Source organism: Amycolatopsis sp. NBC_01488, from assembly GCF_036227105.1.
Lineage (GTDB): Bacteria > Actinomycetota > Actinomycetes > Mycobacteriales > Pseudonocardiaceae > Amycolatopsis.
Genome location: NZ_CP109434.1, coordinates 7,071,180 through 7,085,862, shown reverse-complemented (window position 1 = coordinate 7,085,862; position 14,683 = coordinate 7,071,180). Strand labels below are relative to the sequence as shown.

Annotated in this window: 13 protein-coding genes; 4 read left to right on the top strand and 9 right to left on the bottom strand. The window is 71.9% G+C overall.

Annotated elements, in window-relative coordinates; translation table 11 throughout:
• Positions 1–7 precede the first annotated feature (7 nt).
• From OG738_RS33600 to OG738_RS33590, 3 genes are all read left to right on the top strand, one after another.
• A complete protein-coding gene (locus OG738_RS33600) occupies positions 8–1,084 on the top strand; it encodes a sensor histidine kinase (RefSeq protein ID WP_329047155.1) in 1,077 nt (358 codons plus the stop codon).
• Positions 1,081–1,689 (top strand): response regulator transcription factor, encoded by a 609-nt coding sequence (locus tag OG738_RS33595; RefSeq protein WP_329047153.1) that lies wholly within the window; start codon positions 1,081–1,083, stop codon positions 1,687–1,689. Before OG738_RS33600 ends, OG738_RS33595 begins: the two co-directional genes overlap by 4 nt.
• Positions 1,690–1,756: 67 nt before the next feature.
• Positions 1,757–2,353, top strand: coding sequence for a DsbA family protein (locus tag OG738_RS33590; protein ID WP_329047152.1), 597 nt, complete (start codon positions 1,757–1,759; stop codon positions 2,351–2,353).
• Here OG738_RS33590 and OG738_RS33585 read toward each other — a convergent pair.
• From OG738_RS33585 to OG738_RS33545, 9 genes are all read right to left on the bottom strand, one after another.
• Complete coding sequence (locus OG738_RS33585) at positions 2,350–3,771, bottom strand: rhamnulokinase (protein WP_329056920.1); 1,422 nt, start codon at positions 3,769–3,771, stop codon at positions 2,350–2,352. The two genes, OG738_RS33590 and OG738_RS33585, sit on opposite strands and share 4 nt — an antisense overlap.
• Positions 3,772–3,776: 5 nt before the next feature.
• Positions 3,777–5,198, bottom strand: coding sequence for an L-fucose/L-arabinose isomerase family protein (locus OG738_RS33580; protein WP_329047150.1), 1,422 nt, complete (start codon positions 5,196–5,198; stop codon positions 3,777–3,779).
• A gap of 10 nt (positions 5,199–5,208) precedes the next feature.
• On the bottom strand, positions 5,209–7,239 hold the full coding sequence (locus OG738_RS33575) for a bifunctional aldolase/short-chain dehydrogenase (protein WP_329047148.1): 2,031 nt from the start codon (positions 7,237–7,239) through the stop codon (positions 5,209–5,211).
• Between the two features lie 2 nt (positions 7,240–7,241).
• Positions 7,242–8,408, bottom strand: coding sequence for an L-rhamnose isomerase (gene rhaI / locus OG738_RS33570; RefSeq protein WP_329047146.1), 1,167 nt, complete (start codon positions 8,406–8,408; stop codon positions 7,242–7,244).
• Between the two features lie 5 nt (positions 8,409–8,413).
• Entirely contained in the window at positions 8,414–8,758 is a 345-nt protein-coding gene (locus OG738_RS33565; protein ID WP_329047144.1) for an L-rhamnose mutarotase, read from the bottom strand.
• A gap of 65 nt (positions 8,759–8,823) precedes the next feature.
• Positions 8,824–9,885, bottom strand: a complete 1,062-nt coding sequence (rhaS, locus tag OG738_RS33560) for a rhamnose ABC transporter substrate-binding protein (protein WP_329047142.1) — start codon at positions 9,883–9,885, stop codon at positions 8,824–8,826.
• Positions 9,886–9,890: 5 nt separating this feature from the next.
• On the bottom strand, positions 9,891–10,898 hold the full coding sequence (locus OG738_RS33555; RefSeq protein ID WP_329047139.1) for an ABC transporter permease: 1,008 nt from the start codon (positions 10,896–10,898) through the stop codon (positions 9,891–9,893).
• Positions 10,891–11,949 carry an ABC transporter permease gene (locus tag OG738_RS33550; RefSeq protein WP_329047137.1) on the bottom strand — a complete coding sequence of 353 codons (1,059 nt, stop codon included), beginning with the start codon at positions 11,947–11,949 and terminating at the stop codon, positions 10,891–10,893. Before OG738_RS33550 ends, OG738_RS33555 begins: the two co-directional genes overlap by 8 nt.
• Positions 11,946–13,463 carry a sugar ABC transporter ATP-binding protein gene (locus OG738_RS33545; protein WP_329047135.1) on the bottom strand — a complete coding sequence of 506 codons (1,518 nt, stop codon included), beginning with the start codon at positions 13,461–13,463 and terminating at the stop codon, positions 11,946–11,948. The genes OG738_RS33550 and OG738_RS33545 overlap by 4 nt, the downstream gene beginning before the upstream one ends.
• Before the next feature lie 150 nt (positions 13,464–13,613).
• Between OG738_RS33545 and OG738_RS33540 the strand changes: the two genes are divergently transcribed.
• Positions 13,614–14,648 carry a LacI family DNA-binding transcriptional regulator gene (locus tag OG738_RS33540; protein WP_329047133.1) on the top strand — a complete coding sequence of 345 codons (1,035 nt, stop codon included), beginning with the start codon at positions 13,614–13,616 and terminating at the stop codon, positions 14,646–14,648.
• The last annotated feature ends 35 nt before the right edge of the window (positions 14,649–14,683 follow it).

Below are 14,683 nucleotides of genomic sequence, written 5' to 3'. Positions count from 1 at the left end.
GCCGGTGATGGAGACGACGGAGCCGGCCGACGTGCAGCGCTGGGTGCGCGGCTGGCGGGTGATGGTGCTCGACGCGGGCATGCTCGTCTACCCGGCGGTGACCGTGCCCGGCGTGCTGCAGCACTCGACCGGGCGCGCCGCGGCCGCCGGGTGCGTGATCGTCGCCGCCTTCGTGGTCTGCTACGTCCTCGCGGCGCGCGCTGCGGCCCAGCGGGCGCCGCGGCGGTTCTGGCCACTGCTGGGGGTGTTGGCCGTCCTGTTCGCCGCCGCACTCCCCTTCGCCCACGCCGAGGCGTTCTTCCTCGCCGCGGTCGTCGTGTCCCTCGCCGTGCCGCGGCTTCCGCGTCATTCCGGCGCGCTCGTGGTCGTCGTGGCGCTCGCGGCGCTGGTGCTCCCGTGGGTGGCGTGGGGCACCGCGGGGTGGACGCAGGCGGTCGCGCTCGTGTTCACCGTGCTGGTCGTCCACGCCTTCGCCGAGGCGGTCCGGGCCAACGCCGCGCTCGTCGAAGCCCGGGCCGAGGTCGCGCGGCTGGCGTCCGAGGCCGAGCGGACCCGGATCGCCCGCGACCTGCACGACCTGCTCGGCCACTCGCTCACCGCGATCACCGTCAAGAGCACCCTGGCCCGGCGGCTCGTGGACGCCGACGCCACCCGGGCGGGCGAGGAGATGACCGCGGTCGAGACACTCGCCCGCCAGGCGCTGACGGACGTGCGCGCGGCGGTGTCGGGCTACCGGGAGGTCACCCTCGCCGGCGAGCTCGCGCGCGGTCGCGAGCTGCTGCGCGCGTGCGGCGTCACGGCCGACCTGCCGACCGCGACCGACGTCGTGGACCCGGCGCGGCAGGAGCTGTTCGGGTGGGTGGTCCGCGAAGGGCTCACCAACGTCGCCCGGCACGCCCGCGCGACCCGGTGCACGGTCACCCTTTCGGAGTCCACTGTGGAGGTTGTCGATGACGGCGTCGGCGGCACGCCCGAGGAGGGCTCCGGCCTGGCCGGGCTGCGCGAACGCGTCAAGGCCGCCGGCGGGCAGTTCCGCGCCGGACCGGTCCGGCCGCGCGGCTGGCGGCTGCGGGTGACGCTGTGACCATCCGCCTGCTGCTCGCCGACGACCAGGAGCTGGTCCGCCAGGCGCTGTGCGCGCTGCTGTCGCTGGAGGACGACTTCGAGGTGGTCGCGTCCGTCGGCCGCGGCGACGAGGTCGTCGCGGCGGCGCGCGAACACCGGCCCGACGTCGCGCTGCTGGACATCGAAATGCCAGGCCTCGACGGCCTTTCCGCCGCGGCGGTGCTCGCCGCGCAGGTGCCGGACTGCCGGGTCGTCATGCTCACGACGTTCGGGCGGGCCGGCTACCTGCGCCGCGCGATGGACGCGGGCGCCGCCGGGTTCGTCGTGAAGGACGCCCCGGCCGACGTCCTGGCCGACGCAATCCGCCGCGTGCGGACCGGCGAGCGCGTGGTGGACCCGGCCCTGGCCGTGGCCACGCTGGCCGCGGGCGAGTCGCCGCTGACCGCGCGCGAGCGGGACGTGCTCGTCACCGCCCGGACCGGCGCCACGGTCGCCGAGATCGCGTCGCGGCTCTACCTGTCCGAAGGCACGGTCCGGAACTACGTCTCGGCGGCGATCACCAAGACCGGCGCCCGCAACCGCGTCGAGGCGGTGCGGATCGCGGACGAGCGCGGCTGGCTCTGATTGGCCCGGTCCACCATGTCGGAATTGGATCTTCTGCCGGGCCGATCCGGCGCCTAGCGTTGGCCGGGTGAAAACTGTTGACTTCTGGTTCGACCCCGTGTGCCCGTGGGCGTGGATCGCGTCGCGCTGGCTGCTGGAAGTGGAGGAGGTGCGCGAGGTCCGGACGCGGTTCCACGTGTTCAGCCTGGCGCTGCACAACGAAGGCCGCGAAGTGGACGCCTGGTACCGCGGCTGGCTCGACGAGCGCTGGGGCCCCGCGCGCGTCGCGCTGGCTGCCGCGCGGACGCACGGCGACGAGGTGCTGCGCGATCTCTACACCGCGATGGGGACGCGCTTCCACCGTGACAAGGCGCCGGTCTCACGCGAAACTCTGCTGGCCGCGCTGGCCGCCGTCGACCTGCCCGCCTCGCTGGCGGACGCAGCGGACTCGGCGGACCTCGACTCCGCTCTGCGCGAGGGCAACCGCGCGGCGCTCGACCCGATCGGCGAGGACCTCGGCGTCCCGGCGATCCACGTCGACGGCACCGCGTTCTTCGGGCCGGTCGTCAGCCCGGTCCCGCGCGGCGAGGAAGCCGGGCGGCTGTGGGACGGCGTGCTGCTCGTGACCGGCACCCCGGGGTTCTTCGAGCTGAAGCGCGGCCGCAGCAGCCCGGTGACGAGCTAGGCGTTGCGGCCAAGGGAGTCCCGGCTGCCCAGCCGGGCCTCCGCCGCGGCCCAGTCGCCCTCGCCGGACGGCTCGTAGCGGCGGACCTCCTGCGTCTCGCGCACCAGCGCGCGCATCGCCGCCAGGTCGGGGAGATCCTCCCCCAGCGCCCGGGCCTGGACCAGCACATTCCCCAGCGCCGCCGCCTCGACCGGGCCGGCCAGGACCGGCACGCCACACGCGTCCGCCGTCAACCGGCACAGCAGCTCGTTGCGCGCGCCGCCGCCGACGACGTGGACGACGTCGATGGTGCGGCCGGTCAGCGAAGCCGCCTGGCGGAGCGTGCGGCGGTACGCCAGGGCCAGGCTGTCCAAGATGCACCGGACCACCGCGGCCCGGCCGGACGGCGGTCGCTGGCCCGTCGCCGTGCAGGCGGCCGCAAGACGCGCCGGCATGTCGCCCGGTGGCAGGAACTCCGGGGCGTCGATGTCGACGACCGACGCCGGCCCGGGCGACGACGCCGCGGCGCGAAGCAGGCCGGGAAGGTCCGAAGTGGACCACGTCCGCAGCGTCTCCGACAGCACCCACAGGCCCATCACGTTGCGCAGGAAGCGGATCGTGCCGTCGACGCCGCCCTCGTTGGTGAAGTTCGCCGCCATGGCCGCGTCGCCGAGTTCGGGTTCGGGCAGCTCCAGCCCGGCCAGCGACCACGTACCCGACGAGATGTACGCGAAGTTCGTCCCCGGCGAGGCGGGCACGGCGACCACCGCGGACGCCGTGTCGTGCGAGCCCACCGCGACCACCGGCAGCCCGGACAGTTCGCGAGCCGTGCCGACCACCGTGCCGGGATCGCGCAGGGGCGGCAGCAGCCGGGGCGGGATCCCGACCTGCGAAGCGAGCGAGGTCGCCCAGGTCCGCGCGCGCACGTCGTAGAGCTGCGTGGTCGACGCATTCGTGCGCTCGGCGCCGATCGACCCCGTGAGCCAGTAGTTCAGCAGGTCCGGGATCAGCAGCATCGTCCGCGCCGCGTCGAGCCGGTCGCCTTCGGACACCAGCTGGTACAGCGTGTTGAACGGCAGCCGCTGCACCCCGGTGACGTCGTAGAGCTCGCGGTCGGAGACCTTCGCGGCCACCGCGGCGGGGACTCCGTCCGTCCGCGGATCGCGGTAGTGGACGGGGTTGCCGAGCAGCGCGCCCCGCTCGTCCAGCAGCCCGTAGTCGACGGCCCACGAGTCGATCCCGACGCCGTCGAGCGGTCCGGCCTCCCGGATCCCGGCGAGAGTTTCGCGGTACAGCCCCAGGACGTCCCAGTACAGCAGCGGTCCCGCCGGGATTCCGCCGTTCGGGAAGCGCCGCACCTCCTCGACGCTCAGCACGCCGGGCCCGGCGGTCCCGGCCATCACGCGCCCGCTGGACGCGCCGAGGTCGACGGCCGCCACCCGCGTCACGGGTTCACCACGGTCAGCTCCAGGCCGAGCAGGTCCGCCACCGCCGTCAGCTCGGCGACGCGGTGGCCCGTGCCGAGCGCCCAGTGGTGCGCGATGCCGCTGGCCGACCACGCGTCGGTCCACTCCCCCGGGTCGCAGCCGAAGTCGACGCGCGAGGTCGTGTTGCCGATCCGCAGCAGCGGCCCGGGCACGACCGTGCCTTCGGACGCGATGAGCGTGAACGTCCCGTCGCGCCGCTGCCCGAGCCCGCACAGCGTCACCGGCCCGTGCTTGACGTCGAACTCCACCGACACGCCCCAGCCGCGCTTGCCGTGGTAGACGCCGAGGCCGCGCAGCAGCGGCTTGCGCGCGCTGATGCCGAGGTGCGCCGGGCCGTCGTGGCCCATCTCGACCACGTTGTCGCGGAAGTTCAGTGCCTGCAGCTCGGTGAACGAGCCGCCCGCGCCGAGGCGGTCCATGACCAGCATCGCGAGGGACGTCCGCAGCTCGTACTCGCCGACGGCCGGGATGCCGCGCGCGGTCAGCAGGGACGCACCGAGGATGAACCCGGCGCCGACCCGCTCGTGGGTCTCGCCGTCGAGGCCGCGGTGGTAGTAGGCCAGGGAGTCGAGGGAGAAGTCTTCGACGAGCCGGTCGAGCGCCACGGAAACCCGCGCGCCCCAGGCGAAGTCTTCGTCCACTACGGACTCGTCCACAGTGAACACTTCGCGCGCCAGGGCGACGCGTGCGGCGGTTTCGTCGTCGGTGACCTTCTCGACCCGCACGCGCAGGTCGTCGACCTCCAGGATCTCGACGTGCCCGCCGAGCTGGCCGGACACCAGGGTCGGGTCGGTGGAGACGTCCATCATGCCCGGGTAGAGGTGCCCGAGCAGGCCGTGCCGTCCGTGCCGCAGCGCCGCACGGACGCCCGCGGCCTTGATCCAGCGCTCGATCCGCGTCCAGGCGCGCGCGTCCTCGAGGTAGCCGGACACCGAGCGGAACTCGACATCGACGCGGCGGAACGCGTTGGCCATCTCCGGGAGCGGGCAAGCCCCGCAGTAGGCCAGCCACGCGCCGGTGTCGAAGGACTCGTGGTCCATCGCCTCGGTGGGCTGCAGGTTGAGCAGCAGCACCGGCGCGCCCGAGCGCTGCGCGACCGGCGCCAGCATGCTGGAGGTCAGGTAGGTCGTGAGGAACCCGACGATCAGGTCACAGCCGGCCACCCGCAGCTTTTCCGCGGCGGCCGCGCCCTGCTGCGCGTCCGAGACGAACCCGGCGTCGACGATTTCACAGTCCATTTCGGACAGTCGGTCGGCGACACGCCGGGCCGAGGCTGCCAGCTGCGGCAGCAGCGACGGGAACTGCGGCCAGTAGGCGCCGAGCCCGCCGGAAACGAGCCCGACGCGGGTCTTGCGCGGCGTGATGCGGTCGAGGGTCATCCGATCCTCCCTATCGCAGGAACGCGGCGGCCACCCCGGCGTCCACCGGCACGTGCAGGCCGGTGGTGTGGGTGAGGTCGCCGCCGGTGAGGGCGAACACCGCGGCCGCGACGTGCTCGGGCAGCACTTCGCGCTTGAGGATGGTCCGCTGGGCGTAGAACTCGCCGAGCTTCGACTCCTCGACGCCGTAGACGGCGGCGCGCTGGGCGCCCCAGCCGCCGGCGAAGATGCCGGAGCCCTGGACGACGCCGTCGGGGTTGACGCCGTTGACGCGGATGCCGTGCGCGCCCAGCTCGGCGGCCAGCAGCCGGACCTGGTGGGCCTGGTCGGCCTTCGCCGCGCCGTAGGCGACGTTGTTCGGACCCGCGAACACCGAGTTCTTCGACGAGATGTACACGACGTCGCCGCCGATGCCCTGATCGATCATCGCCTTGGCCGCCGCCCGCGCGACCAGGAACGAGCCCTTGGCCATCACGTCGTGCTGGAGGTCCCAGTCGCGCTCGGTGGTTTCCAGCAGCGGCTTCGAGATGGACAGCCCGGCGTTGTTGACGACCAGGTCGATCCCGCCGAAGGCGAGCACGGTGGCGTCCATCGCGGCCTGGACCGCGTCGGCGTCGGTGACGTCGGCGGTGACCGCGATCGCCTTGTCCGCGTTCCCGATCTCGGTCGCCGTTTCCTCGGCGGCCGAGGCGTTGAGGTCGGCGATGGCGACGCAGGCGCCCTCGGCGGCGAGCCGCTGGGCGATGGCCTTGCCGATGCCCGACGCCGCCCCGGTCACCAGCGCGATCCGCCCGGCGAGAGGCTTGGGCTTCGGCATCCGCTGTAGCTTCGCCTCCTCGAGCGCCCAGTACTCGATCCGGAACTTCTCGCTCTCGGGGATCGGCGCGTAGGAGGAAACGGCCTCTGCGCCGCGCATGACGTTGATCGCGTTGACGTAGAACTCGCCCGCCACGCGCGCGGTCTGCTTGTCCTTGCCGAAGGAGAACATCCCGACACCCGGGACGAGCACGATCGCCGGGTCGGCGCCGCGCATCGCGGGCGAGTCCGGGGTGGCGTGCCGCTCGTAGTAGGCGCGGTAGGCGTCGCGGTACTCGCCGTGCAGCTCCTTCAGCCGCGCGACGACGTCCTCCAGTGGCGCCGTCGCGGGGAGATCCACCACCAGCGGCCGGACCTTGGTACGCAGGAAGTGGTCCGGGCACGACGTCCCGAGAGCCGCGAGGGCCGCGAGCTTCTCGCGCGCCAGGAAGTCGAGCACGACGTCGCTGTCGGTGTAGTGCCCGACCTGCCGCTGGTCGGTCGAGGCCAGCCCGCGGACCACCGGCGCCAGGGCCGCGGCACGCGCGTGCCGCTCGGTTTCGGGGAGCGCCTCGAAACCCGGGACGACCGGCCCGAACGGCTCGGCGATGCCGCGCGAGGCCAGGAACTCCTCGGCGGTCCGGATGATGTCGAGCGAGTTCCGCTCGCACTCTTCCGAGGTGGCACCCCACGCCGTGATGCCGTGGCCGCCGAGGATCACGCCGATGGCCTGCGGGTTGGCCGCCTTGACCGCGGCGATGTCCAGGCCCAGCTGGAAGCCGGGCCGCCGCCAGTCCACCCACGCGACGCGGTCGCCGAAGCATTCCTTCGTCAGCGCCGCGCCGTCGGCCGCCGTGGCCAGCGCGATGCCGGAGTCGGGGTGCAGGTGGTCGACGTGCGGGGCCTCGACCAGGCCGTGCATCGCCGTGTCGATCGAGGGTGCCGCGCCGCCTCGGCCGTGCAGGCAGTAGTCGAACGCGGCGACCATCTCGTCCTCGCGCTCGACGCCCGGGTAGACGTCCACCAGGGACCGCAGCCGGTCGAGGCGCAGCACCGCGAGCCCGCATTCCTTGAGCGTGCCGAGGTCGCCGCCGGAGCCCTTGACCCACAGCACGTCCGTCGGCGTGCCGGTCACCGGGTCGGTGACGGCGCCCTTGGCGGAGGTGTTGCCGCCGGCGTAGTTGGTGTTGCGCGGGTCGGCCCCGAGCGCGTTGCTGCGCGCGATGAGCTGCTCCGGCACGGTCATCGTCATGCTCCCCATCCGGCCTGCGTGCCGCCGGCGCGCTCGGCCACGATCTTCTCCTGGTACCCGCTGCGGTGGTAGGCCGCGACGGGGTCCGGGTCGAGCCCGGCGTCCTCGCGCAGCTCGGCCAGCAGCGGCCGGACGTCGGTGTTGTAGGCGTCCATCAGCACGGCGTTCGCGCCGAGCACGTCCCCTGCCTGCTGGGCCACGCGCAGAGCGGGACGGTCGACGAGCAGCGCCTTGGCCGTGGCCTCCTGGACGTTCATCACCGACCGGATGATCGCCGGGATCTTGGCCTCGATGTTGTGGCACTGGTCGAGCATGAACGCGATGCCGTACGCCGGGTCGAGGGCGTCGCCGCGGACGATCTCGTACATGATCCGGAACAGCTGGAACGGGTCCGCCGCCCCGACCATGAGGTCGTCGTCGGCGTAGAAGCGCGAGTTGAAGTCGAACGCGCCGAGCTTCCCGGCGCGCAGCAGGAACGCGACGATGAACTCGATGTTCGTGCCGGGGGCGTGGTGGCCGGTGTCGATGCACACCGTCGCCTTCTCCCCCAGCTCGATGCAGTGGGCGTACGACGTACCCCAGTCCGGGACGTCGGTGGCGTAGAACGCCGGCTCGAAGAGCTTGTACTCCAGCAGCATCCGCTGGTGGTCGCCGAGCCGGTCGTAGGTCTCCTTCAACGCCGCGGCCAGCCGGTCCTGGCGGTCCCGGAGGTCGTCCTGGCCGGGGTAGTTGATGCCGTCGGAGAACCACAGCTTGAGGTCGCGCGAACCCGTCGCGTCCATGATGGAGATCGCCTCGAGGAGGTGGTCGGTGGCCTTGCGGCGGATGCCGGCGTCCGGGTTCGTGACCGAGCCGAGCTTGTAGTCCTCGTCCTGGAACACGTTGGTGTTGATCGCGCCGATCTCGACACCGGCGTCACGCGCGTACGCGGTCAGGGCACCGTAGTCGTCGACGCGGTCCCACGGGATGTGCAACGCGACGCTCGGGGCGACCCCGGTGAAGCGGTGCACGGTCGCGGCGTCGGCGATCTTCTCTTCGGGCGTCCGCGGGACGCCCGGTTGCGGGAACACCTTGAAGCGCGTGCCCGAGTTCGCGTACGCCCACGACGGCGTTTCGATGCGCTGGGCCCGCAAAGCCGCTTTCACGGCCGTCAAGTCGCCCATGGCGATCACTGTCCTTCCGCGACGGTGGGGGGTTCGAGGTGGAAGACCTCTTCGAGCAGCTGGAAGCCTTCGTCGGGCGGGCCGCCGTCGAGACCGGTGAAGAACTCCGCCATCTCCGCCTGCCAGCGGGTGTTGACCTCGGTCTTCGCCATCGCCGCCTGCGCGGCTTCGAGGTCGTCGGCTTCGACGTAGCCGATCAGGAGGCCGTCTTCGCGCAGGAACAGCGAGTAGTCGCGCCAGCCGGTGTCGAGCAGGGCCTGCCGCATCTCGGGCCACACCGCGCGGTGCCGCCGCGCGTACTCGGCCGTCCGGTCCGGCTTCACCTGCAGGCAGAAGCAGTATCGGGGCACAATCCGTCCTTTGTGGAACCCGCGGCCGGACCGGGGCGGCGATCCGGTCCGGCCGCGGAGGCCGCTCAGAAGTTGAACTTGTCGATGTTGTTCGCGTCGAACGTCGTCGGCGGGCCGAGGACGATCTCCCCGTTCGCGCCGATGGTGTAGTCGCCGAGCTTGCCCGCCTTGAACTTCTCGCCCTCCTTGCCGGAGATCTGCCCCGACTTGAGCGCGACGCCCGCGTAGGCGGCGAGGTAGCCGATGTCGGCCGGGTTCCACAGCGCGAACTGCTTGACCGTGCCGTCCTTGACGAAGGCGCGCATCTGGTTCGGCGTGCCGAGCCCGGTCACCGCGACCTTGCCCTTGTAGCTCGACGAGCTGACGTAACGCGCCGCGGCCGCGATGCCGACGGTGGTCGGCGCGATGATCACCTTGAGGTTCGGGAACGACTGCAGCAGGCCCTGGGCCTCCTGGAACGACTTCTGGTCGTCGTCGTTGCCGTACGCGACCTTGTCCAGCTTCAGGGTCGAGTACTCCGGCTTGGCCAGCTCCTTCTTGAACACGTCGATCCAGGCGTTCTGGTTGGTCGCGTTCGGCGTCGCGGACAGGACCGCGACCTCGCCGGAGCCGCCGGAGAGGTCCTTGGCCTGCTTGGCCAGCGCCTCGCCGATGCCCTGGGTGGTGGCCTGGTTGATGAAGACGTCGCGGCAGTCCTTGGCGGCGTCGGAGTCGAACGCGACGACCTTGATGCCGGCACTGCGGGCCTGGTTGAGCGACGGGCACACGGCGTTCGGGTCGTTCGCGGCGATGCCGATCACGTCCTGCTGCTGCTGGATCAGCGTGTTGATGTAGCTGACCTGCGACGACGCGCTCGCGTCGTTCGGCCCGACCAGCTTGTACTCGCCCTTCAGCTCGGCCAGCGCGGCCTTGCCGCCGCTGACCTCGATGTCGCTGTAGGGGTTGTTGAGCTGCTTGGGCAGGAAGGCCATCTTGACGCCTTCCTTGGCCGCGGCGTTGGGGTTGGCCGTGGCGGTCGACTGCTGCGCGCCGGAGCCGCCGCTGTCGTTCTTGGTGGTGCCGCTGCAGGCGGCCAGCACGAGCACCAGCCCGGCCGACACTGCACCGGTGAGGAACCGTCGGGACATCTTCGTCACCTTTCTGGGGAAACCGCGCTGGGAGCCCGGTGCCGGCGTCGCAGCGCCGTCCGGGCCGAGGACACGATGTTGGGCAGCAGGACCGACACGATGAGCAGCACGCCGGTCACGATGTTGAGCGCCTCGTTGGACACGTCCTGCAGGCGCAGGGCGTTCTGCAGCGACGCCAACAGGACCACTCCGGCGAGCACGCCGGGCAGCGTGCCCTTGCCGCCGAAGATGGACACGCCGCCGAGCAGTACAGCGGCCACGACGGCGAGTTCGAGGCCGTAGCCGTTGTCGGCGCGGGCACTCGAGTAACGGAGGGTCCAGAGGATCCCGGCGAGCCCGGCGACCGCACCGCTCACGACGTAGAGCCAGAACTTCAGCCGCCCGGTGCGGATCCCGGCGAACCGGGCCGCCTGCTCGCCCGCGCCGGCCGCGAAGACGCCACGGCCGATCGGGGTCGCGTGCAGCACGACGCCGAAGATCAGGGCCACCACGAGCAGCGGGACGAGCACGTTCGGGATCGGCCCGTCGCCGATCGTCCCGGTGACCCAGCTGGTGTAGGCGCGCGGGAAGTCGGCGACCGCGCCGTCGCCGAGGACGACGAAGGCGAGGCCGCGGTAGAGAGCCAGGGTGCCGATCGTGACGGCCAGCGACGGCAGCTTCAGCACGGTGACGAAGAAGCCGTTCAACGCGCCCAGGACCGCGCCGAGCAGGATGCAGAGCGGGATGATCGTCTCGATCGACATCCCCGCGTCCCACAGCGACCCCATCACCGCGGACGTCAGCCCGAGCGTGCTCGCCACCGACAGGTCGATCTCGCCGGTCACGATGATGAACGTCATCGGCAGCGCGACCAGCGCGATCGGCAGCAGGTCGAGCAGCAGGAAGGTGAAGTTGCGGCTGGTGCCGAAGTTCTCGACGGCGCCAGAGGCGATGATCAGCACGATGACCGTCACCAGGACGACGGCGGCGTCCCAGCTGAGCAGCCGGCCGAGCCGGTTCCCTTGGTCAGACATGGGAATCCCTCTCCTGCGTTCCTAAGCGCCTTCGCAGTGTTTTTTCAATCCGCACGGCGACGAGCCGGTCGGCGCCGATGGCCAGCAGGATCAGCGCGCCGACGATCGCCTGCTGCCAGAACTGGTTGATGTCGAGCACGGCCAGCGCGCTGCCGATGACGGTCAACAGCAGCGCGCCGAGGCCCGCGCCCCAGACCGAGCCGCTGCCGCCGAACACCGCGACCCCGCCGACGACGGCCGCCGCGACGACGTTCAGCTCGTAGCCGGTGCCGGCGGCCGCGTCCACGGTGCCGAACCGCGCGGCGAACAGGACCCCGGCGAGTCCCGCCAGCGCGCCGCTGACCAGGAACGCCGCCGTGGTGTTGCGGCCGACCCGGATGCCGGCCAGCTGCGCGGCCTGCGGGCTCGACCCCATCGCGTAGAGCTGGCGCCCGGCCGGGTAGCTCCGCAGCACGATCCCGGCGATCACCAGGACGAGCAGGGCGATGAGCACCAGCCACGGCACACCCAGCACCGACGCCGTGCCGAAGTCGAGGAAGGACGCGGGCAGCTTGTCGGCGTTGATCTGCTGGCCGCCCGCCCAGAAGTAGCTGACGCCGCGGTAGGCGTAGAGCGTGCCGAGCGTGACCACCAGTGCCGGCACCTGGCCGAACCGGACCAGCGCGCCGTTCACGAGCCCGCAGACCGCGCCGACGCCGAGGCCGGCCAGCACGGCGACGATCACCGGCAGGCCCGGGTTGTCGCGCATCAGCGAGCCGACGGCGAAGGCGGCGAGGCCGAGCACCGAGCCGACCGACAGGTCGATGTTGCGGGTGATCATCACGATCGCCTGCCCGACGGCGAGCACCGCGAGGATCGCCGTGCCGAGCAGGATGTCGCGGATGCTCTGGCCGGACAGGAACCGGGAGTTCTGCGTCGCGGTGAACGCGACCAGGACGATCAGCGCGAGGACGATGCCGGACTCGCGGGCCTTGAACACGTTCGCGGTCCACGACCGTCGCGTGTGGACGGTCGGTTCCCCGGTCACGGGGGCCTCCTTGGTGACGGTCATGCAGCGGCCCCCTGGCCCATCGCGGCGAACATGACGGCGTCTTCGGTCGCGTCGGCGCGCGGGAGCTCGGCGACGAGCCTGCCCTCTCGCATCACGAGCACGCGGTCGGCCATGCCGAGCACCTCCGGCAGCTCCGAGGACACCATGACGATCGCGACGCCTTCGGCCGCGAGCGCCGACATCAGCCGGTGCACCTCGGCCTTCGTGCCGACGTCGATGCCGCGCGTCGGCTCGTCCACGATCAGCACCTTCGGCGCCATCGCGAGCCACTTGGCCAGCACGACCTTCTGCTGGTTGCCGCCCGAGAGCGTGCCGACGGGGTCGGCGAGGCGGCGGTACTTGGTGCGCAGGCGCTCGGTCCAGCGCCGGGCCTCCTGCCGCTCGCTCGCACCGGTCAGGAAGCCGAGCTTCGAGAGCGCGCGCGACCGCGGCAGCGTCACGTTCCGCTCGATCGAGAGGTCCATGATCAGGCCCTGCTGGCGGCGGTCTTCGGGGACCAGCGCCATCCCGGCGGCCATCGCGGCCCGCGACGAGTGCGCCTTGAGCTTCTTGCCGCTCACCTTCACGACACCGGCGTCCCGCTCGTCGACGCCGAAGACGGCCTGGACGACTTCCGAGCGCCCGGACCCGACGAGCCCGGCGAACGCGACGATCTCCCCCGCGCGCACCGAGAAGGAGATGTCGCGGAAGACGCCTTCCCTGGCCAGTCCTTCGACTTCGAGGACGACCGCACCGGGCTCGACGTCCTGCTTGGGGAACAGCGCGTCCAGGTCGCGGCCGACCATGCGCTTGACCATGTCGTCGACCGTGACGTCGTCGACGAGGTCGGTGGAGACGTGCTTGCCGTCGCGCATGATCGTCACGCGCTGGCACAGCTCGGTGATCTCCTCGAAGCGGTGCGAGATGAACATGATCGCCGCGCCTTCTTCGCGCAGTGCCCGCGCGACGCCGAACAGCCGGTCGACCTCGACGCGGCTCAGCGCGGCGGTCGGCTCGTCCATCACCAGCACGCGGGCGTCGGCGCTGAGCGCTTTGGCGATCTCCACGATCTGCTGGTCGGCGATCGAGAGCCCGCGGGCCGGGCGGGCCGGGTCGATCCGGACGCCGAGGCGGGTGAAGAGCCGCTCGGCCTCGGCCCGGATCGCGGCGCGGTCGATGCGGCCGAGTCCCTTGCGCGGGTGGCGGCCCATCACGATGTTCTCCGCGACCGACAGGTCGGGGAACAACGTCGGTTCCTGGTAGATCACCGCGATGCCGGCCGCCTTGGCGTCGGCCGGCGAACCGAACTCCACGGGCTGCCCGTCGAGCAGCAGCGTGCCGTCGTCGGGTTTGTGCACCCCGGCGAGCATCTTCACGATGGTGGACTTGCCGGCGCCGTTCTCGCCGACGAGCGCGTGGGCCTCGCCGGGGTACAGGCCGAAGCTCACGCCGTCGACCGCCGCGACGGCGCCGAACGACTTGGTCACGCCGCGCACCTCCAGCAGAGGGGCCCGGCCCGGGTCCTGCCGCGTCATCGCGACCTCCGGATTGAAAGGTTTCACAAACCTGGCGCGGTGACGCTACTATGCGGTCGGAGAACAAGTCAATGAATCCGCCGAACCGTGGCCGAACGTCTTCACGGTCGGACTGTTCGTGGCGATGTTACGTTTCAATGAGGGGGGTCCATGACGGTCCAGGAGCCCGGTGCCGAACCGAAAGCGGCAGGCATGAAGGACGTCGCCGCGGCCGCCGGTGTCTCCCTCGGCACGGTGTCCAACGTGCTCAACCGGCCGGACCGGGTCAGCCCCGCCACGCGCGCGAAGGTCGAGACGGCGATGGCCGAGCTGCGGTTCGTGCGCAACGAGTCCGCGCGGCAGCTGCGGGCCGGGCGCAGCCGCGTGCTGGCGTACGTGATGCTCGACGGCAGCAACCCCTTCTTCACCGACGTCGCGGCCGGCATGGAAGACGCGGCCGACGCCGGCGACCTCTCGCTGTTCCTCTGCAACAGCGCGCACCAGCCGTCCCGGGAGGCGGCCTACCTCGGCCGCCTCGAGCAGCAGCGGGTGCAGGGCATCCTCATCACGCCGGTCGACCCGGACGCGCCGCTGCTGCACGAGATCGCGCTCCGCGGCACGCCGGTGGTGGTCGTCGACCGGACACCCGGCGGCACGACGCACTGCTCGGTCGCGGTCGACGACGTCTACGGCGGCGAGATCGCCGTGCGGCACCTAGTCGAGCAGGGGCACGACCGCATCGCGTTCATCGGCAACCACACGACCGTCGGGCAGGTCCGCGACCGGCGGCTCGGCGCCTTGCGGGCGCTCCGCGCGGCCGGCCTCGGTCCCGACCACCTCGTCGACCTCACGACGACCGCCCTGACCGTGGCCGACGGCCGCGGCGCGGGCGAGCGGCTGGCCGGGCTACCGGCGTCGATCCGGCCGACCGCGGCGTTCTGCGCCAACGACCTGGTCGCCCTCGGCCTGCTCCAGACGTGCGCGAACCTGCGCATGCGCGTCCCGGAGGACCTGGCGATCGTCGGCTACGACGACATCGAGTTCGCGGCGGCGGCCGCCGTGCCGTTGACCTCGGTCCGCCAGCCGCGGCGCCGCCTCGGGCGCACGGCGGCGGAGCTGCTGCTGGCGGAGACCGAACCGGGCCACGAGCACCGGCAGGTCGTCTTCACCCCCGAGCTGGTCGTCCGCGCTTCGACTCTGCGCTGAGAGCCAACCCTTTGATCGCTTGTCACGTCTAAGAG

What these genes read in the sequence shown, in the direction of transcription:
- OG738_RS33600 (WP_329047155.1), top strand. Translation starts at nt 8, where the DNA reads ATGGAGACGACGGAGCCGGCCGACGTGCAGCGCTGGGTGCGCGGCTGG.
- OG738_RS33580 (WP_329047150.1), bottom strand. Translation starts at nt 5,198, where the DNA reads ATGACCCTCGACCGCATCACGCCGCGCAAGACCCGCGTCGGGCTCGTT.
- OG738_RS33575 (WP_329047148.1), bottom strand. Translation starts at nt 7,239, where the DNA reads ATGACCGTGCCGGAGCAGCTCATCGCGCGCAGCAACGCGCTCGGGGCC.
- rhaI (WP_329047146.1), bottom strand. Translation starts at nt 8,408, where the DNA reads ATGGGCGACTTGACGGCCGTGAAAGCGGCTTTGCGGGCCCAGCGCATC.
- rhaS (WP_329047142.1), bottom strand. Translation starts at nt 9,885, where the DNA reads ATGTCCCGACGGTTCCTCACCGGTGCAGTGTCGGCCGGGCTGGTGCTC.
- OG738_RS33555 (WP_329047139.1), bottom strand. Translation starts at nt 10,898, where the DNA reads ATGTCTGACCAAGGGAACCGGCTCGGCCGGCTGCTCAGCTGGGACGCC.
- OG738_RS33550 (WP_329047137.1), bottom strand. Translation starts at nt 11,949, where the DNA reads ATGACCGTCACCAAGGAGGCCCCCGTGACCGGGGAACCGACCGTCCAC.
- OG738_RS33545 (WP_329047135.1), bottom strand. Translation starts at nt 13,463, where the DNA reads ATGACGCGGCAGGACCCGGGCCGGGCCCCTCTGCTGGAGGTGCGCGGC.
- OG738_RS33540 (WP_329047133.1), top strand. Translation starts at nt 13,614, where the DNA reads ATGACGGTCCAGGAGCCCGGTGCCGAACCGAAAGCGGCAGGCATGAAG.